24 protein-coding genes are annotated in these 24,728 nt (G+C 39.4%); all 24 read right to left on the reverse strand.

Annotated features, from left to right (window positions below; genetic code table 11):
• The 24 genes from DBR40_RS24275 to DBR40_RS24390 all read right to left on the reverse strand — a co-directional run bounded on the left by DBR40_RS24275 (position 1) and on the right by DBR40_RS24390 (position 24,516).
• Positions 1–3,219, reverse strand: coding sequence for a hypothetical protein (locus tag DBR40_RS24275; protein ID WP_124562317.1), 3,219 nt, complete (start codon positions 3,217–3,219; stop codon positions 1–3).
• Positions 3,219–3,671, reverse strand: coding sequence for a hypothetical protein (locus DBR40_RS24280; protein WP_124562318.1), 453 nt, complete (start codon positions 3,669–3,671; stop codon positions 3,219–3,221). Before DBR40_RS24280 ends, DBR40_RS24275 begins: the two co-directional genes overlap by 1 nt.
• Before the next feature lies 1 nt (position 3,672).
• The gene (locus DBR40_RS24285; protein WP_124562319.1) at positions 3,673–5,541 is read right to left on the reverse strand and encodes a hypothetical protein; all 1,869 of its coding nucleotides are present in this window, start codon (positions 5,539–5,541) and stop codon (positions 3,673–3,675) included.
• Positions 5,542–5,546: 5 nt separating this feature from the next.
• Entirely contained in the window at positions 5,547–8,420 is a 2,874-nt protein-coding gene (locus tag DBR40_RS24290; protein WP_124562320.1) for a hypothetical protein, read from the reverse strand.
• A 1-nt stretch (position 8,421) separates the two neighbouring features.
• Positions 8,422–10,068 (reverse strand): hypothetical protein, encoded by a 1,647-nt coding sequence (locus DBR40_RS24295; protein WP_124562321.1) that lies wholly within the window; start codon positions 10,066–10,068, stop codon positions 8,422–8,424.
• A gap of 6 nt (positions 10,069–10,074) precedes the next feature.
• A complete protein-coding gene (locus DBR40_RS24300) occupies positions 10,075–10,587 on the reverse strand; it encodes a hypothetical protein (RefSeq protein WP_124562322.1) in 513 nt (170 codons plus the stop codon).
• Positions 10,587–11,342 carry a hypothetical protein gene (locus DBR40_RS24305; RefSeq protein ID WP_124562323.1) on the reverse strand — a complete coding sequence of 252 codons (756 nt, stop codon included), beginning with the start codon at positions 11,340–11,342 and terminating at the stop codon, positions 10,587–10,589. Before DBR40_RS24305 ends, DBR40_RS24300 begins: the two co-directional genes overlap by 1 nt.
• On the reverse strand, positions 11,339–11,953 hold the full coding sequence (locus DBR40_RS24310) for a hypothetical protein (protein WP_124562324.1): 615 nt from the start codon (positions 11,951–11,953) through the stop codon (positions 11,339–11,341). The genes DBR40_RS24305 and DBR40_RS24310 overlap by 4 nt, the downstream gene beginning before the upstream one ends.
• The gene (locus DBR40_RS24315; RefSeq protein ID WP_233603978.1) at positions 11,950–12,489 is read right to left on the reverse strand and encodes a peptidoglycan-binding protein; all 540 of its coding nucleotides are present in this window, start codon (positions 12,487–12,489) and stop codon (positions 11,950–11,952) included. Before DBR40_RS24315 ends, DBR40_RS24310 begins: the two co-directional genes overlap by 4 nt.
• 262 nt (positions 12,490–12,751) lie before the next feature.
• Positions 12,752–13,048: a hypothetical protein gene (locus DBR40_RS24320; RefSeq protein WP_124562325.1), complete on the reverse strand. Its 297-nt coding sequence runs from the start codon at positions 13,046–13,048 to the stop codon at positions 12,752–12,754.
• Complete coding sequence (locus tag DBR40_RS24325) at positions 13,045–14,016, reverse strand: DUF6712 family protein (protein ID WP_124562326.1); 972 nt, start codon at positions 14,014–14,016, stop codon at positions 13,045–13,047. The genes DBR40_RS24320 and DBR40_RS24325 overlap by 4 nt, the downstream gene beginning before the upstream one ends.
• On the reverse strand, positions 14,016–15,377 hold the full coding sequence (locus DBR40_RS24330) for a hypothetical protein (protein WP_124562327.1): 1,362 nt from the start codon (positions 15,375–15,377) through the stop codon (positions 14,016–14,018). Before DBR40_RS24330 ends, DBR40_RS24325 begins: the two co-directional genes overlap by 1 nt.
• Positions 15,374–15,670, reverse strand: coding sequence for a hypothetical protein (locus DBR40_RS24335; RefSeq protein ID WP_233603979.1), 297 nt, complete (start codon positions 15,668–15,670; stop codon positions 15,374–15,376). The genes DBR40_RS24330 and DBR40_RS24335 overlap by 4 nt, the downstream gene beginning before the upstream one ends.
• A 299-nt stretch (positions 15,671–15,969) precedes the next feature.
• Complete coding sequence (locus DBR40_RS24340; protein ID WP_124562328.1) at positions 15,970–17,640, reverse strand: hypothetical protein; 1,671 nt, start codon at positions 17,638–17,640, stop codon at positions 15,970–15,972.
• Positions 17,630–18,295, reverse strand: a complete 666-nt coding sequence (locus tag DBR40_RS24345; protein WP_124562329.1) for a hypothetical protein — start codon at positions 18,293–18,295, stop codon at positions 17,630–17,632. Before DBR40_RS24345 ends, DBR40_RS24340 begins: the two co-directional genes overlap by 11 nt.
• The gene (locus tag DBR40_RS24350; protein WP_124562330.1) at positions 18,292–18,948 is read right to left on the reverse strand and encodes a hypothetical protein; all 657 of its coding nucleotides are present in this window, start codon (positions 18,946–18,948) and stop codon (positions 18,292–18,294) included. Before DBR40_RS24350 ends, DBR40_RS24345 begins: the two co-directional genes overlap by 4 nt.
• A 48-nt stretch (positions 18,949–18,996) precedes the next feature.
• The gene (locus DBR40_RS24355; RefSeq protein ID WP_124562331.1) at positions 18,997–19,797 is read right to left on the reverse strand and encodes a DNA adenine methylase; all 801 of its coding nucleotides are present in this window, start codon (positions 19,795–19,797) and stop codon (positions 18,997–18,999) included.
• A gap of 239 nt (positions 19,798–20,036) precedes the next feature.
• Positions 20,037–20,225: a hypothetical protein gene (locus DBR40_RS24360; protein WP_124562332.1), complete on the reverse strand. Its 189-nt coding sequence runs from the start codon at positions 20,223–20,225 to the stop codon at positions 20,037–20,039.
• 5 nt (positions 20,226–20,230) lie between these two features.
• Positions 20,231–20,791, reverse strand: a complete 561-nt coding sequence (locus DBR40_RS24365) for a hypothetical protein (RefSeq protein ID WP_124562333.1) — start codon at positions 20,789–20,791, stop codon at positions 20,231–20,233.
• Between the two features lie 4 nt (positions 20,792–20,795).
• A complete protein-coding gene (locus DBR40_RS24370; protein WP_124562334.1) occupies positions 20,796–21,236 on the reverse strand; it encodes a hypothetical protein in 441 nt (146 codons plus the stop codon).
• Between the two features lie 52 nt (positions 21,237–21,288).
• A complete protein-coding gene (locus tag DBR40_RS24375; protein ID WP_124562335.1) occupies positions 21,289–22,383 on the reverse strand; it encodes a hypothetical protein in 1,095 nt (364 codons plus the stop codon).
• Positions 22,384–22,411: 28 nt separating this feature from the next.
• Positions 22,412–23,467 carry a Clp protease ClpP gene (locus tag DBR40_RS24380; protein ID WP_124562336.1) on the reverse strand — a complete coding sequence of 352 codons (1,056 nt, stop codon included), beginning with the start codon at positions 23,465–23,467 and terminating at the stop codon, positions 22,412–22,414.
• Between the two features lie 82 nt (positions 23,468–23,549).
• The gene (locus DBR40_RS24385; RefSeq protein ID WP_124562337.1) at positions 23,550–23,984 is read right to left on the reverse strand and encodes a hypothetical protein; all 435 of its coding nucleotides are present in this window, start codon (positions 23,982–23,984) and stop codon (positions 23,550–23,552) included.
• Positions 23,985–24,006: 22 nt separating this feature from the next.
• On the reverse strand, positions 24,007–24,516 hold the full coding sequence (locus DBR40_RS24390; RefSeq protein ID WP_124562338.1) for a hypothetical protein: 510 nt from the start codon (positions 24,514–24,516) through the stop codon (positions 24,007–24,009).
• Between the last annotated feature and the right edge of the window lie 212 nt (positions 24,517–24,728).

Raw genomic sequence — 24,728 nt, forward strand, 5'->3', positions numbered from 1 at the left:
TTACCCACTTTGCACGTTTCTAGTAGCAATCACGTCCTCCTGATACTTTTCAAAGTCGGCATAAACAAAATTCACTTTTTTATCTTGGGCAGCTTTTTGAGCCTCAATTAATGAATCCATTTTTTCTAATAATGCAGCTGTATCGCTTTTACCCGTTGAGCTGGTAGCATACCCAGATGTTCCTGTACTGGTAGATGTATAGCTTTGTAACCCATTTGAGCGGTAATTTCTCTCAGCTTTGTTAGCAGAAGCTGTATCGATGCTATAGTTTACTTGCTGGTACATTTTTTCACCTAGTGATTGGCCTTTCATCATGCTTGCAGTCTGTTCAGCTGTATAAACATCTGTTCCAGCTGGGAGATCGGCTAAAGTGGCCTTATCTGCCAGCCACAATTTGCCATTCTCGTTAATTAATTCTGGCCCTTTTTCACCAACGATAGCTTTACCACCTTCAAAATTACTTACTCCAACTCCAAATTCTGGCGGTTTTTGGGCTGCAATTACTGCAATTTGAGCGGCAGCAGCAATCCCAGCTGCGACAGATGCAAAAACGTTTGGAAGTGCTTTAACAACTGCCAAAGCACCATTTATAATTGCCTGGCTTAAGGCTGCGTTTCGGTCAGCCTGCCACGCTTTAAGTTTTTCTGCTCTAACTTTTGCATCATATTTTGCATTTATGACTTCTTTTTGCTTCTCAGTAAGGTTTTTATTCGCCAGCTCACCCTGTCTTTGCCGATCCAGTTCCCGCAATGCCATGTCAGTTTCACGTTGGCGATTATTTGCAGCAATGGAGAAATATGCATCTGAAACACTTTGAGCGCCCTGAATTAAAGCATCCTTTTTCTTTTTATCCTCATCATCATCGGTATCAGTATCAACAGATGCGTTCGCTTCTGATCGTTTTTTTTCAATAGCGTCTATTGTGTCCTTAAAAGCTTGTGTTTCTTGAATTTCCTTCCCGAATTTTTCTTTCAGAGCAATGATTTCATCATCATATTGCTTTTTAATCTTTGCCAGTTTTTGCTCTCTGGCAGTACCATCTTGTATTCCAAATTCAGTTTCAATCTTGCGCTTTTCCTCTTCCAGACGTTTTTTTTCACGCAATTCGGCACTGCTTAATTCCTTTGTACGCTCTAGTTTGAGGTTATCTAAGGCAGACTGATTTCCAATGTTGTCTTTTTCTAATCCATCATAAAACTTATTTATAAGATCCTTTTCCTTTTGCAGCTCATTTTCATGTGCATTAGTTAATTTAGTTCTTAATTCGATAATTTTTCCGTTTGTTTCGGTTTCCTGCCTTACCCTAAGGTTTGACAAAGCAGTGTCCTTTTCCGCAGTTAATTGGGAAATTTGAGCCTCAATTGTATTTCTCTGATCAGCCGTTATCTTCTTAAGATTTAAGAAGTTCCGTTGCCGTTCGATCAGATCATCATACTTACGGCTTTCCTGATCTACTTCTTTTTGATTTTTACTTAGTTGATCTTCGAGCCGCTGTATTCCTAAATTCTTGTAATCTTCATCAAGCTTTTTATAGATAGCAAGGTTTTTCTTTGCTTCAGCTTCAAGTTCCTTGCTATTAGCCCCAGAACTGCTAATTATAGGAACTGATACAGTTGGTGCATTATTTTGGGCCATTTTCGTTGTTTCCCCGTTGCCATTTAATTTGTATTTATTGGCAAAGCCGGTTTGTGCATTTAAGAGCTTGGCCCTTTCCTCTCCAGCATCACTATAACCCCGTTGTAACTGCATTAAGTTTTGTTGTGCAACTTTGATATCATTAACATCCATCTTGATGTTAATACCAGTACCGTCCCGTTTTGCTTCATTCAATTTTCTTACTAGGAAGTCGGCCTGTGCTAAATCAGAAAGGTTTTTTGGAAGGATGATATTTAAACCTTTGTCTTTGGCCCGATCCATTATGGTGGCCATTGTCTGTGATAGCTGTGTACTGGCTTTATCTAACCTCAAAAATGCGTCAGCTTCATCCTGTATCGCATGATTTAAATCTTCACTTTTCTTCTGAAAAGCTATTCTCATAACCAATGCATTATTTATCTCATTTAATATCGGTAGCAAATTGCTGTTAGACACTTTTTCCGCATTAATCTGCCCCAGATAGGCGGGATATTGTTCTTTCAGACTTTTGATGATGCCAACACGTGTTTCATGTGATGTGTTACTAGCCTGAAGCTGGATCATGTTTGCGGCCAGGGAAATCCTGTCTTTATCCAGCGTTTCAGAAAGCCGGGTTTCTGTGGCACGTTCCAGCCATCCAACTAGTGGGGCAAAAACCTGGGACATGCTGGCTTTTGATTGTACAATTAAGCCACCCAGAGATTCCTGAATATTCCCTAACCTGGTTTGCAGCTTTTGCATTGATCCGGTATCGGTTTCAGCCAGAGATTTTCCAACACCGCCAAATTCTTTTGCTAACTCCGCTAAAATGATCTTTTGGGCACCAGCTGCATCATTTGTCGCAACCATGCTTTTTACCGTTTTAACCTGATCTTCTGTAAATGATACACCTACTTTCCTTAAAGCAGTCATACCCTTAATCGGGTCATTTAGAGCCTTTCCGACCTGCATAGTCGTGGCCTGTATTGTTTCCATTGAAACATTACCATTGTTCAGGGCAGCAGTCATATCAACAATGGCCGGTAAAGTCTGATCAAAGATTTCCCCTCTGATATTGGTGAAGGTTAACAGCAGGCTTTCAGATTTAGTAATCACATCATCATCTACACCGGTTAAATTCATGATCGATTGTGCCATTTCATCCAAATGGGTTTTGGTTTGACCAGCAACGCCACCAGTGGATTTTATAACAGCCTGCAGTTGTGCCTGTCCCTGTTCAGATTCAGAAAATGCGGCCTGAGATCCGGCTATAAAAGTCTGGATTGCACTCATTGAACTTTCCAAAAATCCAGACAGCAAATTACCAGCGGCAACGCCTGCGGTAATCTCAAGCCAATGTTCCTTAAGCGTTTCCGATTCATCATTTACACCCTGCATTAAAGCACGCTGCTGCCTTACCGCCTGGTTTATGGCCTGAAGTTCCCGTAAGCGTTTTGGATATTGCGGATCAAGTTCATTCATGTGCCTGAACTCTGAAGTTAATGAGCGCTGTGCTACCATTAACTGACCTAATGAAGTCATGGCCTGTTTGCCATTGATGACCAAATTAATTACCGCCTCGGTATCTGTTCTCCTGTTTGCCATTATAATTTGATGTTTTGAATACCCATTTGATTAAATGCATCGGTTACAAATGCCGAGGCATCCCGGCCCATGTCTGAACCTAAAATTTCCTGAAGCCTGTATACCTGGCTCATTTTGGTTTTGTTATACCATTTTTTCGGCCTTCTGTTTGTATAGGAAACATTTGCCCCTACAGCGGCCCCGGCACGGTCTGCCCGGTTCAAACTACGTGCATGAGCAATTAATCCACGACCCACGCCCATATCTCTCAGACGGCCATAAAACTTAAATTTTAATACTACTCCTAAAAGTTCGTCATGCTCCTGTTGAACCTGTGAAACAAAGGAATTGTACAACTCATCCGTTACCCCGATTTTTTGTCTTCGGAGTTCCTTTTGAAACTTAGCGATGGTAATTTGTGCCCATTGATCGAGTTTCCCACGGATGTCTAATAATTCATGTATGTCCTTCATCTTAAAATACAATCCATATTGGTTTCGTATTATCTGGGACACCAGCACCAATTGGTAAAGGTGCAAACGTATAATAACCTGAGTGTGCCACAAAGGATCCTTTTACACCTACAGCCACATAATATTTAGGTGGCGTATTGCAATATAACCTGGTTTCATTAGGAGAATCCCTCGGGCCTTGTATACGATATGCAGTACCAACATCGCCACCAGCACCGCCATCATCAGTAGGCAGGGTAATCGGTGTAAATCCATATGTTGCTGTTGATCCGGATAATGGGATACGTTCAATTCTCAGTTCATTAAAGCCATGAACCTTCGGGTCCCAATATGCTTTATACCTGGATATCGAACGGGACACAATTTCTTCTGGATCAATTGTGTCAATGAAAACAGTTGTATCATTTCCAACATCCATTGTATGAGCCTCTATTTTAACCCTCATCAGATCCGTTTTTTTGTTTTGAAAGGCATAAGATATTTTCTTAGGGAGTACCAGGAAGAAATGTCCCTGTTCAGATTTACATCCTAGTTTAATTCTTGGTTTCATTCTTTCCACGATGGAAGGGGGAATATTGGCTGTTATGATTAATGGCTTACTTGCATTCAAAAAACGCCACCACAATGCATCATCAACATTTAAATCCAAAGGCTTAGCCTGTGGGAAAACTTTTCCCCCAGCAACATTTTTCATTCCACTGTAATGCAATAGTGAGATTGGCCACGTATTTATGTCTTCAGTCTGATAAATACTGAAGGTTTGCTGATTTTGGGGATAATTAGCTGTTTCATCTTCCTTTAGTCGAAGAGTCCCGATTTCCATTTCAATTTCATTTTCACCCTGACCGACCTTTAAAATGTATGGAGCCTTATAAACTGGCGCATCTCCAATGCCTGTGTTCCATGCCGGATCGCTTTCGTCCAATTTTAGCTTTACGCTGTAACCTTTTTGTTCAGGAGCCGCAATAGACTGAATACTTTCTATATACTGTGAAATATCAATGTATTCCTTATTGATTAAAACCGATTTAGGGGTCTCGACTGAAATTGTATTTGTGGGCGCATCAAAATCAATACTTATTCTCCTTCTTTGAGCCGCCTGTTTTAAACATTCGCTCATTTTAATGTCAGGCAAATATCCTAAACTTGGAAGAATCCCATATCCTAGCATTGCCCGCCTTGTAAATACATATATGTTCAGCTCATCAGGATCAGTGAAATATCCGCCTTCAACTTTAAAATTTAAGTATTCCAGCATCTTTTTGATTAAATAAGAAAGTCTAAAAAAAGGTGCTTCAATGGTGTTGGGCCTGCCTTTATCAACTTTAAACTGTTGGGCTTCATGATCCCAATAATTAATCATCTTATATGCTATATCAAGCCCACTGTCATCCCATTTGTCATTGAATACAGGAAAAAACACGCAATTATAATTTAGTGGGTTAACACAGGTATTCTTCATGTGGGCCTGAAAGTTTGCCTGAGTTGGATGGCTATAATCTGGATCAAACGTATAAATTTCTCTTACTCCAGCATGTTTTAACTTTTTAGCAACAGCTCCATAATTTACCTTTAAAATGAATTCTATTTCATTACTTACTATTTTATAAGAGAAAATCCCTACAAAGAAGGTCACACCCGAATAAAGAACCCGTACCGGTAATTCATAAACTTTTCGGTCTGCTTCTACCAGGTGACCGTATTGTATGAATATCTTGTTGTTTGGGGTAAGTTTAGCCTTTCCGGAATAAGTAATATCCTGTACAAATTTGTCAGGATCGTTAAATAATGAATTGTTTCGTTCTACCGGAATAGTAGTATCGTAATTTAATTCAAGGGCTTTACCGGAATCGTTTAGGATTTTAAGCATAACCTTTATACTATACTTTTAGCGAACGCCTTTAATTGATCTCCCATTTGATTATATCCAGGGGTAACAGGATGTACCGCATTGATGTACCGTACTATTTGATCCGTGTTTCTTGAATTCGCATCTACTAGCTGCTTAGGGAAATTATTTTCAGTATCAATTATTGCATTCCAGGGTATTAAGAAATTTTTATCAGTCTCAGCATCGATATTGTCAAATTCTAAAATCAACCTTTTCTGGTAGGATTGTATATTTCTAACGTACCTGGCCCTGTTTTGATAAGTTCCTCCATTTTCACCAAAGGCATCCTGGCTAATTGATGGCATTATAGGTGACATAATCGCACAATTAATACCAGGTACTGCAGTGTGAACCTTGGTTAAAATAGATTTCAAAAGTGTGATCATTGCATCAATGTTATACTGCATTGATTCATCATCAAGAGAGCCATAAAGATCATTGATGCCTAAATGAATACCGAAAATATCGCCTGATATCATTGTCAGGCCCCTATTTGTTAAATAGTAGCTGTAGTCAATAGCAGATGTCCCTGGATTCCAGAGGGGATTGCCGGAAACAACAGACATACCGGTATAAGGAATATTAGCATCGCCAGTACCGGAATCTTTAATCAGGGTTCCGTCTGTTAGTGGATCATTTGGCCCCGAAATCTTTTCAATAGAAATATAGCCGGTTCCAGAGGAAACATTTATCTCTCTTACCCCAAATGTAGAGCTGTTGTTTGTATAGATAGCACCAGGCGCAGGCGTTGTTGTTAGACCCGTAACTGGTATTTTATAGAATGTTCTTCCTGCTCCGGCATAATCGCCTATAGTCCAACCCCCACGACCTTCAAATAAGTTAGGTGCAGTGCCTAGTGATCCCTGGAAGATAATATCTAACGGATCAGTGACCTGCTCATCTATTATAATTTGCTGAGGCTGACCAGCTGCATTTGTGCTATCTCCAAAAAGATTTATATGGAGTGCTTCACCCGTACCATTTGCTGTATCTGAGATATTAATTTTCCCATTGTAAGCTGCCAATAAAACATTTTGGTACCTCACTTTAATTGATACGTCAAAGTTTCCAGAGGCTACAGGATCAAATCTCAAAAATTTCTCATATTGAGTACCAACGAGGCACACAACATCAATATCTAAAAGGTCAAATGCAATATTGGTATCCAGAATGTTTTTAAAATATATATTGGTTTGCTTTCCAACTAGTGCGTAAATTTTAGAATTAAGGATAATATTAACGTAAGGGACAAACATCCCACTTGGTGGGGGAAAATCGATTTCACTCTGTATTCGTTCCATAAAGCCTTCCGTAGGCTTAGCCTTGGTTACAAACGCCCCAATTTGAACCCATAAGTTTCTCTGTCCGGACGATATTGGATTGAAGCTGGCCTCTAAATTACCATTAACAACATAATGGGCGATTGTAAATGGGGGATTAGGAAATATCGATTCCTCATTTGTATCTACTCCAAATGCATCAATAAACTGATTTGCTTTATAGCCAAAAAGCAACTCATCATTACCTGCATTAACAATTTGTGTGAACCCAATCGGAATATCTTTTGAAGTGGCGGGAGGAACACTCACAACTTTTGTTCCCGAAGCCAATATTGAAAAATCACTGGCTTTGCATATTTGCCAATAGATGGCGGTAACTTCCGTTCCCCTTGCTCTAACATTAAAGTTAATTCCGCTAAAGTTTTGAGGGCTGCCAATTGGAGCTAACCAGCCAGAGAATGTTGAGCTGGTATCCTGGTAACTTGAAACAGCTTTTAATAATGGTTCTTCCGCAGATTCAAAAACGTCTATGAGCTCTGACGTTTTATTAAGTAAATCAGTAGTTTCTTGCAGTGAAGGTAATGCTGGATGTGCTGTTACAATTTCATTATTTACTTCTGTTAATAATTTCGTATTGGGTGTGTATACCATCTCATCGTTAAAGAACTCAACCAAAACACCGGTTCCAAGATCAGGGCCGGTAGATGTATCTTGTTCTAACGGGAACACCATAGAACCATTCATATTATAAGAAGAAATGGCAAAGTCAGATTGAGGAAATGGGTTATGATCACTTTGGCCAACCCCGAAGGTATCGGTTCTCTGATCAGCTGCATATTCGAAGTATAACTGATATCCAGCTGTATTATCTATTACTGTATCAAAAACCACCGTAATCAGGTGTTCAGTATTTGCTGCCAGACTTAATCCATTAAGTTGCTTAAATCCTAATACATCACCGAATCTATTATTTTTGGTAATTCGAACATGGACTTTGGTGATAATTGTACTCTGTGCTTTAATCGTGAACTTTACAATATTGAATTTTATCGCTGGATTACCTAATGGAGATCCAGCCCCCGAAAAAACGTCTCCATTGAAATAAAATGATGGGGGGAAAAGGGTTGTATTAAATGATTTTCCTTTTGAAACGATTTCCTGAGTTCCGTTAAAATTATCATCAATCGCTTTTCTGTCAGCATAGCCTTCTAATGAAATCTCAATTGGAGAATACATTGCGCTCCAATGTTCTCCGTCAAAAGTTAAAACAGCGGTTAACACAAAATCATCACCAACTTTTGCAGGAATTACTAAAGATAAATTGTCTGCATCTTTAAAATGGGTATATACACCTGGTTTGGCTGAATAAAACTGAGCCAATACCGGACTGCCGGGATTGGTTTCAATTACTGCCTGACCCTTATAGTCTCCCTTAATATCGGAGATCTTGAAAAGTTTGGTGGTACCATCATTATTAATCCCTAAAATTTTGGCATTCATCAATGAACTAGCATTTGGGATTTCATCAATTGGGGATAATTCTCCTGGGGGCGGGGTAGGTAATAATTCGTCACTCATTTTAAATGGTTATTAAATCGTGGTTAATGGATGTAGCCAGGAATTTATATTCCTTGTCAGTTAGATAAATATTGGCAAAGCCGGTGTTTTCATCGATGTAAATAATGCCGGGTTCCTGTACATCACCCTCGGTAAATGCATGATCATCATACAGGTATTGATATTCGAATTTTTGAGCTAAAAGGTTGTTACCATCTTCTATTTCAGTAATCGTTTTCGTGGTGACTTTAAGCGGAAGTAGTTGGTTTCCGGCAATTCGATACTTTAATGGAGACAAAAAGAAATCCCTCATAAATATCAGAATAGATCTGTTCTTTATGAAACCAGTTGTTACAGAAAGCTTGCTGCTGATTTTAACATCAAAAACCAAAGAAGTTCCTTTTCGCAGATCGGAAGGTGCTGTTTCAGGTTTAGTAGCTTCAGATTGCACAACATCAAATTCTGTACTGCCTTTACCATAGAACATCCGGCTATCAAAAGAACCCCAGCTGCTCCAATTTAAAAAGTATCTGATATATTGCAATGGCCGGTAATCCATCAGGTATGTTTGGGTTTCTGTGATACGTTCACCTTGATCGGTTGACAGCCATATCTCATAACCTAACAGTATTTTATTTCCGTGATCCAACGGCGTATAAACTTCAGCGTAGGTAACATTGAATGCATACTTACGTTTTTCCAACAGTGAGAAAGAATGAAGATCTACCTGAGCCTTACTGCCATCAGTAAACCTCAAACGACATTTTAATTTAGCAGCAAATGTTATCCCCGGATTGTAATAATATAGGTATTGAGGCTGATTAGACCGTGTAAAAGAAATGTTTTCTCCTTGTTTTATAAACCGATGTCTGGCAGATGGCGGAAATAATACATTGGATATTGTTTTCGTGCCCTGACCAATATAGGACATACCACCATGAATTACCGTAAATATGCCGGAGGTATTGCGTTTTCTGATCTGCAATGGTTCACCATAACATTCAGCATATTCAAAATAATAACGTCTACAGCTTTTTTTACAAAGCAAGGGGCTATCTTCTGGAACATCCGGTAAATTATTAAAGATTTCAGCTGTAATATTATCGTGTAGCTTATCATCAATTATAGCTTCAGCGATTATTGAAGTACCTATAACAGCTGTTAAAGTTGCTTCATAAACTAAATCGAAACCCGTGTTATCTGCATTTTCCAGGTAAAGATTAAACAGTATTCCATAGTTCGATTTAATAATTTCAGTTACACCAGGCGTGGTATTATATCCGGTAATATTAAAACCTAGGCCTGTTTTTTTTGCGGTCAAAAGAATTGGAGACAAACCACCAGGTGATAAGCTTATATCGAAATCTCTGCTTAATATATAATTCGCTTTGAAGCATTCTATTTGTGCCCATATTGGGATAATTAGCCCTCCGGTTGAGCCATGAAACTGGTAACCGCTATCATCAGGAGTTATTGCAGCAGTCATGGTAACCGTTTGAGATCCGTATTGTAATACGATCTGCACGCCAGGGGCAACATCAGGTACAGCTACAGAATTAATTGCTTTTACACCTACCTGATCATAAATGCCGGTACAGGTGAATTTTGCAGTAATCTTATCTGCGCTAAGGGCTAAAACCGGTGGTGGAGTTGTTAAGACTACAGACATATATCATTAGGTAATTGTACGCCAAGATGAGGAAGAAACGGTAAAAGCTAAAGGACACGTAAACGTGTACCAAACCGTATATCCGTACCATTGTGTATTCATTGGCCCTACTTTTTGGTATGGAACTTTATCAATTGTAAACGTTACATTTTTACCCGGTAGAATTGCTTTTCTACCGGCATCCTTTTTCATTTTAGCAAGAAACTGTATGATGATCGGAAGGCACAACTTCCGGGCTTGCTTACGGCTCAATAAATCACCGGTTCTGGCCAGTACATAAAATTGGCCGCTGATCTCCTGTGTGTGATTGTTACTCTGGGCATCTGCAAATTCACCCTGATCAGCAGTAAGCAGGAAAACCGGTGAAGTAGCGGAATCTCTTAAAGCGTTATCAAATTCTTCAGTATCGTCAGGCTCATCGATGTAAAAGAAAGATTTACCCGATTCAGTATGGTTGATATCCTTACTGTCAATAGCAAGGTTTTCAAAATAGCTTACATAAAGTTCCTCATCAAACATTATTTCTGGTTCCTTTCATATTCTTCAATTTTATCTTTAAGATCATCCAAAAAGAGATAGATGCCAGTTGTTTCGGTTTCATTGAAGTTCCCAAATTTTGCCCCGGCAACAGTTTTAATTAAATCTTCCATGTCTGGAATTGCATCCGATTTTTTAGCCCCTGGCTTGAATATCATGGGGTACTTTTTAAAAATGAAGTTCCTGCACCCCTCATAATTAAAAAGGATTGCACTGCGCAGGGGATTACTCAAATTTCGCATGCTTGAAGCTTTGGATCTGATACGTATCTCACTAAATGGTTCCCTGAGATCATTGCCCTGCAAAACTTTGGCTTTAGGTCGGTAAAGTGTAGCAATCAGTAAATCCAGAAATTTGGGGTTTTTGTTTCTATTGTAGGCATTGTAATACATTTCTGTATGCCTGAATTCTTTAATGGTAGAATTTGATAGCCTGTTTTCCGGCCCCGTATATTTTCTAAACCTGATCTGAAAGAATGGCACTAACCAGGTTACCAGTTTATTTTCTCCGTATAGAAAAGTAAGGGTTTCTTTTAGCTCAAACTTTTGTACAGGGTTCAGGCTGAAAAACAGTTTTTTCGGAATCCCATAAAATACTACCACTGCCACTGAAAACGCTTCATCCAGGGTTATATCCTTAGATATGATCTTAACCCACATCAACAGTTGTTTGTAAGTCAATTCCTCCCATGATGAAGGCGCTTTAAAGGATTGTCCAGCGATGCTTATAGTATTCATTTAAATCTTTTATATATCAAAAAACCAATAATCAGTACAGGAATAATTATCAGAAACCACCAGCCATTAAGGTTCGCTTTTATCGTACTATCTTTCTTTACATCACGCTGAACATCCTTAGAGGTAGATTTTTGCCGGTTATTGGTCGAACTGTTTAAATTGGATTCTTCCTTTTTACCACTGTAAGTGGATTCCGACTTATGGTTATTTATAGATTCCTCCTTTTGACTTTCTTTGTGCTGTTCCTCTTCAACCCTCATCCTTATGCTTTTGGCCCGCTTTAAAGCGGCATTGATCAATTTATCCATAGGACTATTGCCGGTGGTATCGACATCCTGATTAATATTGCTATCCAGTTCAATGGTTACTTCAGTCACCTTTTTCGATGATGATTTTTCCTTTGTTTTTATGGTAGATTTTGAAGTGTCAATCTTTAAAACAGCAATGCTATCGGCCGATTTTGTAGTGCTTTTAATATCCTGAATAATAGCACTGTCATTCGTGACCTTGCTTTTTGTTGTTAATTTATGGATGAGATTACAACCAGAAATGAAGGAAAAGAACAGCAATCCAATCAGGAACGCAGTCCAGATGTTAATACGTTTTTTCATTTTATGTATTTTACTACGGCATAGATTTGCCCTTTCATTCGATACTTTTTGTAAACACCATCACCTTCTCGGCTTCCTGCAGCATTGGTATTCCCTTCCACAGTGGTTACCCAGGTGTTAGACCAGTTATCAATAAATCCCGTATGAGCAACCCTTCCCTTATTTTCAAACCAGATATAGAATACATCTGCCATTTGTGGGATTTCCTTTACTTTCCCCTTCAGATAAATAGTTTCGCCCTGCTCCATGAGTTGAACACATCCACCTGATCTGGGTTTACTAAATCCGTTTTGACCAAAACACCAGGAAACATTTGCGGCACACCACGGATCACCTTTTTTAAGCCAGACATACTTTAAATAAGCCTCAACCTGAATCCCGTCATTCCGGCCTGTCAGTTCTCTAACACCTATCTGACTATAATATGTTGCACGAATCTTCTCTCTTATTGAGGGGGCATTAATCCCTTGCTGAGCAAAACAAGCAAAGCCAAAATGGAGAAGAATACAAATAAGGAAACTTTTATTTTTTGCCATGGTTCTAAGTTTAAGAAGTCATTATTAAATCCTGATTTCATATATCGGCCTATTGCAGGCCATATACCTTTAGTGATGCTCCAGGTTATAGCCTGATAAACTGCATAAGTAAAAATTGTAATAGCTTGTAGCTGTAGCACCCCCGGATCATACGCCCCAGCTGTTGGGTAAAAGATCCTGATGATGTAAGGAGATGCCAGGAACAACATCAATGCTGCAAACAATGCTGCATATTCCTTGAAAAATTTAATAGTGGTCGCTTTCATTGTTTATCTTTTTTTAAATCCAATTGTCTTTTGTATTCCTTCAGGTCAATTTCCTGCTTCTGAGCGTTTAATTTTATGTTTTCCAGTTGCAGATCGTAAAGCTGGTTCTTTCCGTCCTGAAAGGTTTTGTTGGTATTGATCTCAGTTGTGACATCTTTGAATTTTATGATCACTCCGAAGTAAACCCCAGCTACTGACACACTACCAATTGCCAAGCTGACTACCACTGTCCATGCCATTCTCAGGCTAATGGTTATTGCCCTATTTTCAATGCTTTCATTTGTATCTCTCATAAAAAATAAATGTTGCTGTTAGGATCATCATTTAAATCAACTGCATCTGGAACGGTATATTCAGGGAACTGATCCTTATGCTTTGCGATCCATTTGCGTAACGTTTCCAGTTGGCCTTCACCTTTTTGCTGAAGTCGATACATAGCGATCTGAACCCGGTTAATCTCAGCAGCTGTACGGTTCTCCACATTACCAGATATTCCACCAACCGTTTCACTTAACTGGTAAATACCCGTAGCATCAATGGATAGTGCCAGATAAGGAATAGCTTCCAGCATCGTAAAGCTTGCCACTGGCCGTTGCACTTCCTTGATTAACTCTTTTTGGATCTCACTAGCCCCACCGTTTAAGATTAAGCCCCGTAATAGTGTATTTAAATCTGCTCCAATTAAGTTATTCAGATAGGTTCTTTCTGCATCTTCCTGGTAAGTTCTGAGTACCTGGTACAGCTGGGCATTGTTTCCTATGTTTACACCTGATTCCTGAAATTCAGCAGATGAATTAATGTACATGGAGCGGTTTTTCTTACGCTCTTCTGAATTTTTATAGGTTAGGAAACTGTCTTTATTTGCTTCTAAATAATTAACAGCAAACTCCAAGGCATTATATCCCTTTTCAAATCCATCTTTCCTTAATGCCATCAGCTTCTTATCCGATGCCGGGGCACTGTTTGCACCCTTTACTACATATATACCACCGCTGTTTATCTGAACGGCACCTGATACGGAGAAATATGCTAGCAGGAAGCCAACACATGATTTCTGCACGAAGTCAAATGCTGGTTTTTGTACATCTGTTAAAGTGGATTTGGCCGCTACCAGTTCATTGAATACTGTTCTTCCAATTGCCGGAATGATATGGTTATCAATTCCGTCATCAATAAATGATTGTACGCCTGATAGCTCCATTTGAATGGAAATTGCACTGTTGTGCTTTTTGATGTCCTGAACGTTATCGATCAATGCCATTATGCCTCTGGGTTCTTAGGTGTAACCGGATCTGTTATTTTTGATGTAGCACCCTGATCAAGTGTTTGCAATTCCACTTCAACAACCGGGAATCTTAGAGTGGGGTACCTTTCAAACCATCCATTGTATAGTGCTGCAAACACCAAAGGTTCAAGAATTACATTCCTGTAAGGCTGAAGAAGAGCTGTTTGAATATTCATCGCAATTCTTTTATCTGATCCGGAACCGGAATCCTTACCTCTCCCTGGGCCATTGCCCACCAGTGTAGGATCAACATTAAGGGCACGCATTAAATGCTGTGAGGCTTCCTGACTATCTTCCAAATGCTGTCCATCGGTAAAGCCTGAAGCAATAGGGGTGAAGGTAAAACCATTAACCGGGTTGCCGCTGGGATCTGTTCCGACCTCGGAAAGCAGAGTGGCACCAACGCCTTCGATACCAGTAAGCTTTTTATTCATGTCCGCCACTTTGGCTTTCTTAATTTTTTCCTGCTCATCCTTTTCGAGGCTGTCCCAATCCTTATTTGCCAAACGCCAATAACCCGCAGGAATGGTAACTACATAACTTGCTGAAAGTATGCGCTTCATGAACTTTAGTTTCCATTCAGGTATAAGCTTTTTAATGTTGTACCAATCAGAATTTACAAAGGAAACCCACGGAGCAAGTGAATAATATGCTTTACCAGGTGAAGGATAATTAACAGGGTATACAAAGCGCTTAAGGGCTTTTTTCTTTTTTAAATCGTCTATGACGGTAGACCTGTAAGGATCAACTACGGTGTAAGTTTTGGTATATTCATCTTCTGGCTTCGCATCAGGCCAGTTTGCCGATACATATAGATTGACAATGGTTCCTGTATTGTCCATTTTCTTGAACCTTGACCATGCGGCCTGATGAACGCTTAGCGTTGCTATCTTATCCCCACCTTTGGACTTAACCATATCGGGGAAAATGTTTTGAAACCAAGTGAAATCCACGCAAGCTTCTCTCCAATACCGGTTAAATGGTATACTCGCTAAGAAGCCATTGATTTCATCATCATCTATTCTTTCAGTTTCAAACTTTTTAGTCGTTTCATTGAACTTTAAAACAACGGCAATAACTTCTTTTCCTTGCAATAAGCGCCCTTTCCAGTCAAGCAATGCTCCAAGTTCAGTATCTGCCTCAACCTTTTGAATGATTTGTTGCGGAAAGTCATTAGCCTCACCCCAGAAAGATATTGGATTGCTACCTGTTTCCTTTGGACGTGGGGAATCCAGCTCTATCTCCGGTTCAGGAGTAGCATAGTTTACTATGACTTCCCCATTACCGATTAAGGCCAGGCTATCCCCAATAAATTCAGCTTCAGATGGTTTGTTCATAAAATTACTTTATCACCGTTAAACCGGGTAATCAGTAGCACATGGATTTTCATTATACGATCTCCATCGAATGCCCTGATATTCCGGGTGTAGTTTTCAAAATGGTTGGGATTTTTTTTACTTGAATTGCTTTTTCCAGATCCTTCCAGTACCGCATTTGCAAGTGTGATCTTTTCGCCTCCGGTGTTATCCTTCAGGTTGCATTTAACCCATGTAATTGAGCCGAACGGAATAAAATTTCCATTTCCGTCCCTCTGGTTCATTACGTTGAGCATGTCTACAATTCTAATCATTCCCATTTCCCAAAAATCCATACATATGCGTGCGTGCGAAAGGACAGGGAAAGACACCTAAAAAAATGGCTGAAATTCATTGCAGTGAAAAAAAATGCAAATCATTGAAAATGAGTTAGAAATGCCGAATTTTCAAAAAAAACAGTTACAGCGGGACAGAGTTCACCACGCCACGCACTATCCGACAGGGAAAGTTTGCCCGATTGAGTTGCTGATATATGATTTGCCCTTTTTTGAATGGAAAACACAAAAAAGCCCTTTCATTGGCTTGAAAGGGCATATAACAGGGATAGTATTGTTTAATCAGAGATGATGAGGCTACTAGACACGTCATTGTACCCGTATTCCTCCTTAAACTTACCGATGTAGAGGGTTTCAAAGGCATCACCTAAGTGCGGTGCATCTTCCGGTGCGACCTTACCGGATCGCTCTGGTGTCTTGTCTTTCTCGAATAGTTTATCTCCAATGGAACGGCTACCGGTCTGCTCCATTGAACAAAGCAACTGATCTGCATTGTCCAGGTTGAATCTAACCGGCTTGAACTTGTTTGATGTTTCTTTAAGAACAATCTCCCATAACCTGAACCGCACGTGCTGCTTTGGCTGTCCACCGATGTGACGCATATTAACCTTCCATTTCTTTTCCCTCAGCTGTTCAGTGATCAGTTGCGAATAGGACTTAAGGTTGGCCGCATTACCACCTGTTGCAGTGTTGTCATAGAAGTAGTTTACTTCTTTGCATGGATGATACTTATAATACTCAACGAACTCATCAACCAGGTCACTAAGCACCTTCTTGTCTTTACGTAATACAAACATAGACTTCAGTACACGGTAGAACCTGCTGCTATCCTGACCAATTACAAGGGACTTAATGGAATCATTATAATCAAATGCAATGTCCAGAGGCTTATTCCTTGTAATGTCATTGTCCTTCCTGCAATCTTTAACAACCCCATCAGGTAGGTAAAGTCCCAGGCTATCGATAAAGTTATAGTCGTATGAGTTGTACCCGTGTAGCTGCCTGTCCAACAGGTGAAAGAAACCGTTCTCTACAGAAAGGTTCTTTTCATTAAAGATAGAGGTATCAAGTACACTTTGCTTCATTTCCCTTATCCATTGGTGGAACTTACGTTCACCCAGGATCTTTATGTTTTCAAGGGCTGAAGCTTCGGAGTACCATACCAGACTATTACGACCACCATCAGTAGACAGTTCCCCCATCTTCAGCTCACTGATCGCTTTGTAATAATCGCATAGTTTTTTATAGAGAATCTTTCTGCGAGTTTCGGTACACTTTTCGTCCTCATATTCAGCCATCATTTCATTGAACCTGATCTGGAGGGATAGCACCTGGCCAATTACATCAAAGTTAACCTGCTGGCCCTTATCCAATATCCACCTGCCTTTTTTATGCGTGGGCATATCGGTGTACATGGTGACCATGTGATGCTCCCAAAGGTGGCCGAATATTTCGTCATTTCCCCGGTTTGCCGGTACAACCTCATCCAGGTACTGATCATAATTTAGAAATTTGACCTCATCAGCAACAACAGCGTCAAAAGATTTTGCGTTTGATAACCCTTGCTTATCCTGACTAACCAGGTACATCACATGCCCATTGTACCAAAATATATAGTGCGATGGATCTAAAACTTTATAGATCGGATCAGGGATGTTTAATTTCGCTGGTGGGCGTTGCCTTACCCAATAATGAACACCATGAATGTAACCCATCTTTTCCCATGCTTTAAACAAGGGTGGAAGTGTCCGATCGAGCAATTGCATGTAAGTGTTTCCAATTACACCAGTAGTGCCTCTTGGCATTTGGTTGGCCCCATGAGATGACCGATTTGCAATAGGCTCATCTGTCTTTCCAGTAGCACGTGCCCAAACCCCGTATTCTTCCGGGGCCATGATCAATCTGGAAAGCGTTTGCGGTTTATTCAGCCAGATGTCCTTAACTTCCATTTTGTTCAGTAAAATCTATTGATTCGCTATCAGATAGAATGATATCAATTTTGTCCTTTTTGCGTTTTGCGAGGATCCTGGCAACAGCTGCATCAGGATCTTCAAGTTTAGGGAAGCCCAACGCTGAAGGATCTGCAACTAGGTTAAAGTAGGGAATATTGATATTAGCGTAATCAGGTAGATCAGGATCATCCTTCATGAGCCCTTTTATATCACATAGCACTTTGAAAAATGCAGCTGCACTTTTTGAATCTCCATTGCTCTGGGCTTCCCACATCATCTTTTCGCCCCATTCAATCATAATTCCCCTAGCAAAATCTTTATCATCCCGTGAATAGGTAGAAAGAAAGAAACGTTTTGCACTGGCTATATCATCATAGGCAGTCCGGTAGGATATTTTATATTCAGCAACCAGGTAATCGGCTAACCGGCTAAAATTATAAGGCTGGACAATATCCTTTTTCCCTTTTTTAATAATTTCACCATTGCGCATCAGTGCATCGGCTTTTCTCCACCTATCTAGCATACCTTTCTGATCAGCGGGCAGCTGATCCATTGTGCCAGATAAAAAAGCTTTTAAAATGGCATCATAAGGCGTTTCTACCTTTATGTTTCGTGGCTTAAGTAAATTTGCTAAAATTGGAATTCCGCTCATGATTTTATCTTACCTCCCAAAGCAATAATTCGGTTTTGACTTTCAGTAATAAGTTTTTTTGTTTGTTCGATATCCCTGCAACCAGGGGACTGTAGTCTTATTTTTGCTTTATAAATGGAAACCCGCAAAAGTTGTATTTCTTCTGCAGGGGTTCTTTGTATTTTGGCTTTCAGGTCTGGGAATTCTCCGTTTAGATCGAAGTAATCAATCAGCTTGTATCTGTCCCTGATTTTACCATGTAAGGAAAGAATGTTTTTTGCAGTAAGCAGTAAAAAAGGTTCGTTTTTACTCATGTCCAGTTCGGTCATGTTACGTTCTAACTGCCGGTACAATGTTTTTTGATCTTCCTTTATTTGCAGGTATCTTTTTAAATCTTCAGTATTGGATTTGCACTGATCAGGAGTTTTAACCGGCTCCACCTGTTCTGACGGAGCCGGGGCATGTTGCTTTATCTCTAGTTTGGGTTTATCAGCTATTACATTTAATTCCGGGGCCATCTTGCGAAGTTCAGCTTCCAGCTTTTCAGTTGTATATGGCGTGGGATCAGCTTCCAACAACCGCTTTAAAAAAGTGTTGTTGCCATATTTAATATACAAAGCAGCTCCTGTTTTGTAATCAAGTCCATTTTGTAGCCACGCATTTATTTCCTGCATGCTGCAAATTGCTCATAACAGGCGTTTAAGGAAAGGACAGGGAAAGTATTAGCTTATGGGATAATTTGCGGTTAAAACTTCAACTTTCCTCTTTATGTACCCGCTTTTGTTGTTGATCGTTACGCCCTGCTCGATACTCCACATATGCCACCCAAACTTTTTAGCATATTTCTGCAGTAACGGAGATGGGTAGGAACTCAACAAGAATTTACCCTTAATTTCTGAAATTAATATTAGTAAGTTCTCAAAATCCTGCTCAGAATAGCCATCATAATGGCCGCAATCAGAATTAAAGTAGGGCGGATCAAGATAAAAGAACGAAGCTTCACGATCTCTACTTTTAATAATATATAATGCATCCGCTGATTCTATTTGTACGTTTTGAAGTCTAACTGCCATTTCTTCTGTAAAACGCTCACGATTATTCATGATTTTTTTTGTTGTTGTATTCTTACTGATATCATAGCCCCATGAACTATTAAGTTGAGCACTGAAACTTTGAGAACTAAGCACCCACACTGCCCATGCTCTTTTAACCTCATTGAACATATGCGGGTAATTATAAATCACTGCAGCGTCTTTATGCATGTCCCTACTATGCAATGATATCCTGATCATCATTTCCAAGCTTATGAAGTTGTTCTGAACAACCCTATAAAAATTTATCAGCTCCTTATTTGTATCGTTCAGTACTTCGACTTCTGATTTTTCTTTTGCAAAGAATACTGCCCCGCCACCTATGAAAGGTTCACAGTATAGTGTGTGTTCTGGAATTACGGAAGTAATTTTATCCGCTAACTTCTGTTTCCCACCATAGTAGGAAATTGGTGTTTTTAATTTTGGTTTCATTTTATATTCGTAGTTTTGAGTTCTCACAAAAACAGAATGCATTGATACAACCTGCCTGGCTTACGCCTCGGTATTTGCATTAGTGCATTCTTTTTGTTTTTGTGAGAAATTACGAAGGGAACCGAGGCGTTATTTATTCATCTGGCAAAGCTGCATTTACTTTTCACAATGATAAAGGACATAAAAAAAGCTTCCCATTTCTGAGAAGCTTTCAATCAATCTAAACCTATAATTATGAACTATGCAGTCGCTTTCTTTACTCTTATCAGGTAAGAGGTTTCAGTTTTCAGAAGTGCCTCAGCCTGCTCAACGGTCATTGTTCTGAAGTCAATGAAACCGATAGGACTGTAAAGCGTTGGAAGGTGCGTATTGACTACTTTGTATTTACCTTCGCACTCCGGTAGCAATTTGATTTCTGGATCTTTCATAGTATTTAAACTGCTGGTGCTGGAACTGCGCCTTTGTAAACATAAACAGGGGCCGCACCATGACTTTGGAAAGTAACTTTAGAGCCAACTTCACCAGTAGGACCCACACCAGTACCGCCTTGTATTTTGGTAACTTTCGCAGCTATCATTTGCGATCCCAGTTGCCAAAAATGATTAGATCCATCATTCTTTCCAATCAAAAGAATCCCACGATAGTTTTTAATTGCCTGACCAGTACCAAGGCTTTTAGATGAATTATCTGGGATAAAGGCTTCAGCTCCTGTTTGAAAAATTTGGCTCAACTCTTCACCAACGCTTTCCCAATTTATCCCTGATTTAGAAAATAGAGGTGTAATTGGAATTGGTGCTTTACCTGCTTTTAACACGTGATCCCCTGTAATTTCGACCAAGCTTGCCGCTGTAGTTCCCGCAGTGGGTGCTTTTAAGCCGGTGCCATCAACAAAAAAAGAAAGTGGGATGAAAAATCCATGTTCGGCAACGCCACTTGGATTTTCGTTGCCATCACCGAAGCTAAGGCCAAGATCTGTTATAGTTCCGTAGTCCATATTGTTAATCCTCCAAAATTGTTACAGCGCCAGAACCTATTTCAACTAACTCTGCAACTAAATCAGGTTTTTCAACCAATTCTTGTGCAGTGTAGTTCTGGCCATTGTAGTTAACACCAAAATTTACTTTTACATTTTTCCCTTCGACCTTTAATTTCAAGCCTTTTGGAATTAAAGCTGAAGCGCCATTAAACTTTAATAAAGCATCCTGTGCAATAGTTTCAGCATCGACCACCTGTTGCTTAAGGACAACTATTTCATTGTCCTGTTTCATGATGATCTCTTTAAAATTTTCGGTGATTGATTCCACCATTAGATTAGCAGGCATTTCGCTGATCTGCTTTAATGCCGCAATAGCTTTATCAACTATTGCACCCATTTTATCTTTATTGGTGGCACCTTCCTTTTCGGCCAATAAAGATTCAATTAGTTTCTGGATATCCATATTTGAATGTTAAAGTCCCGGCCAAACCGGGACTAATGATAAAATTTGTTAATTACGCCTGATCGTTAACCCTTACAGCTTGAATGTCTCTAAACTGAGCGCCTAAATTGAATAACCATCTGTATTTAATAATTTCCAATTCAACATCAGTGTGAATCTTATCTGTGTCACCGATGCCATCAAGTCCTACCAGCATATTTTCATAAGGTGTAACGATAAGTCTGGAAGAAGTTCCCATCCAGGTACATGGTTTAATGACAACCTTTCCTGCGGTATCTTCGAGAATGGTACGACCCATATCATCCTTTTCGGTGTATTTGCTGTATCTCTCTCTAAAATCTTTATTGAACTTTCTTGCCGAATCAACAGAACATTTCACCTCAAGCCCATTTTGAATGAACTCTGTAGGAGTGTTTGTAAGCATCAGTTCGAATTTTGAAACTGCATTAGTGTCCGTCAATGCACCGGTTACAACTGGTACAATACCTGTACCGGCAACAGCTACTTCATCAGCAATTGCTTTAGTGATTAATGTGCCTGGCCCGTCAAAACATTTCGCCAAAGTGCTTTCATCACCTTTAACAGCAAGATAAAAACCTTTCTGTATTTCTGCGCCAATAGTTATCGCCATTTGTTCGTTAACAAATTTTGAAAACGGAATGTCATCAATATTAATACCTGGCTTCATAACTTCTGACATCCAAGTCGTACGATATTTCAATGGGTTTATCTTGAAATCCCTTTTCAATAACGAAACAGCCAGATCTCTACCGCTATAAGACAGGTCATCATCCGCAGAATCAAAATCTTCTCTATACCCTCTAGTACCATCTTTTACAGTAAGTTTCGTTAACCTAATAGCGCTGGTTACACCAGGAATCATTTTAAGATCATTGAATATGGTTAGTTTTGCCCTAATTGCTGAAAACAACGCACGTTCATATTTACCAGCATATGCTGCCAGTGCCGAAGTATCTGGAGTTGCCATAAATAAAGCCCCCACTTCTTTTGGGTGTGATCCGAGCAAAACTAATCCAATGGCAATTCCAGAGCCTACCCAAAAGGATGAGGCTAATACACCAGTAAAATAGCCTATCAAGGCACATATGATCAGGGCGGAATGAAGTCTAATTTTTTGATTTTTCATTTTATGTGTTTGTAGAGTTTATAATCTATTATTTACCTAAACGAGCTTTTAACTCCCTATCGAATGAAGTTTCAAAAGCGTTCACAACAGGCTTTTCACCAGTTGAATCTTTTTTATCGGTTACCACACCTTCAATCTCTTCAGCAGGATCATCAAGAAGTGCTTTTTGATCTTTTACGGTTTTTTCAAGGTCTTTGATCTTCTGATCTTTAATCTTAGCATCAGCTTCCAATTGATCTGCCTTTTCAGCTTTATCTGAAACAGTTTGCAGTTCCGAATCCAGAACAAGGGTTACGCCTGGAATCTTCTCTGATTCCAATTCGTCATTTACGGCTGCTACAAGCTCAGGGGTAACATCATTTACAGCTAGCTTAGCCAGGGCTGACAATGATTTAAATTTGTCTTTTCCAAACATGGTTTCGTTATTTATTTGTGGATTTTTGTTGTGATTTTTTGGTGAAGAATAGAAAGCTGCAATCTGATCCAATGGCTGATTTACGGCATCATCAGGTATTTCTGAGATATCGTAGTCCTCAATGGTAAATAATCCCTCAGCTTCGCCTTCTTTAGCGGTTAACCAGTAATCCTTACCATCAAACCATTTAGATTTTACCTGATCCAGTGTCAGACCCGTTGCATCAGATAAGATTTCTGCTAATACGTCATCGTGCTTATCCAGCATATCCGCTGTGTCCCGCATATCCTGTGCATTACCCCAGGCAATGGTTGAAGCACTATGCAACATGGTTAATGATGCTTTTGCAGCATGTCTGCGACCTTCAGGAACTGATTCCAGAATAACCGCCATCATACTGGCACAAATACCATCATTCCAGGTATGGATCTCTTTTTTTGATGCCTTAATGATGTTGCACATCAAAAGACCTTCATGGACATCGCCACCTGGGCCATTTAAATGAAGGTGGATGACAGGAACATCACTCAATAAAGATAATTGACGTTGTAAGTTTCTGGCAGTGACAGGGCTGTCAGTGTACCAATATTCCCCAACAATCCCGTAAAGAAAAATCTGGGCTGATGCTTTGGCTTCATTTCTTACAACTCGGAGTACTGGCTTGCTCATGCAATACGGATTAGTTTATGTTTTGCTATTACGCTTTGTGAACACAAACATCCGTATTGCTAAATGCAGGCGAAAGGACAGGTTAAACCAGCATCAATTCAGGAAATGACTGATCAATTTCAAAAATAAACTCTGTACCATTTTCGTTTGTATACTTTTTACCGGTGTCATGGTTTTTTTTCAAGGTAACCGGCATACCAGGTGCGCCAATAATTGATACCAAGCCATTCATATCTGTAACCCTAAGCATCAACATCTGCCCCAGAAAAGGATTTAACTCTGTTTCTACTTCCTTCCTAATGTTGGAAATAAAGAAAGATCCGGAATAATTATAAACCGTTCCGTTTTCAGTATCATCAGTTTTTAACCTTTTCTGTCCAGTTTCTTCCTTAAATGGTATATTTTTCCAAGCAGCCCCAGGCATCAGGGTTACCGGGTTTAATGATTTAACATTAAAATGCTCTATAGATTCAACTTTAGCCAGACTGCCGAAATTATCACCTTCGTAATGATTCATGATTTATTATTTAATTGAAATATTAATATGATAGTTGCAATTGTGCCACGTATTGAACCTCCGTGTGGCTTCTTTGGAATATTCTTTTTCGTTCCCTGTAGTACCACCTTTTCAAGTTGTCAAAGGGAAGTTCATCTTCAGTGATTTTATAATGGTTCTGGAACCTGATGATATTGTAATCAACATAATGATCATCTGCATTGGGATGATTGCACCACCGGTACATTTCTTCACGCAATGCATTATCTATGCTTTCATTAAAGCGTTTGATCTTATCTGTACTTAAGAACAGTCCCCTTAATGCTTCATCCTTATCACCAACATAAATAGGATATCCAATAAAAGAAACATTATCAATAAGTTTTTGCGATGGTTTTATTGTCGAGGGATCACCTTTTTTATGCTTTTCTAGCATATTGAATAAAAGGAAAGAAGCTGTACCACGATTGCTAACGGCCATTTGTTCACCGTAGTGAAATTCTAAATACTTTTTTACGTGGGGCCAAACAGGCAATAAAATTCTAGCGCTCATCTTACTTTATTTAAAGTTGGCGCAGTTTTAAAAGAGGAAATTCGTGTTGGCTGATGTAAAAATAACAAATAAAATTCTATTCCAACCAGAAAGCTAATTTTTCGTTGGATAATGTGGATAGTCTGGATAATAATTTGTAAAGTGTTGATTTTTAAAACATTGTACTATCCATGGTATTTGATAAGTGCCGAAATACTATCCAGCGTTATCCA

It is taken from the genome of Pedobacter sp. KBW01, assembly GCF_003852395.1.
Lineage (GTDB): Bacteria > Bacteroidota > Bacteroidia > Sphingobacteriales > Sphingobacteriaceae > Pedobacter.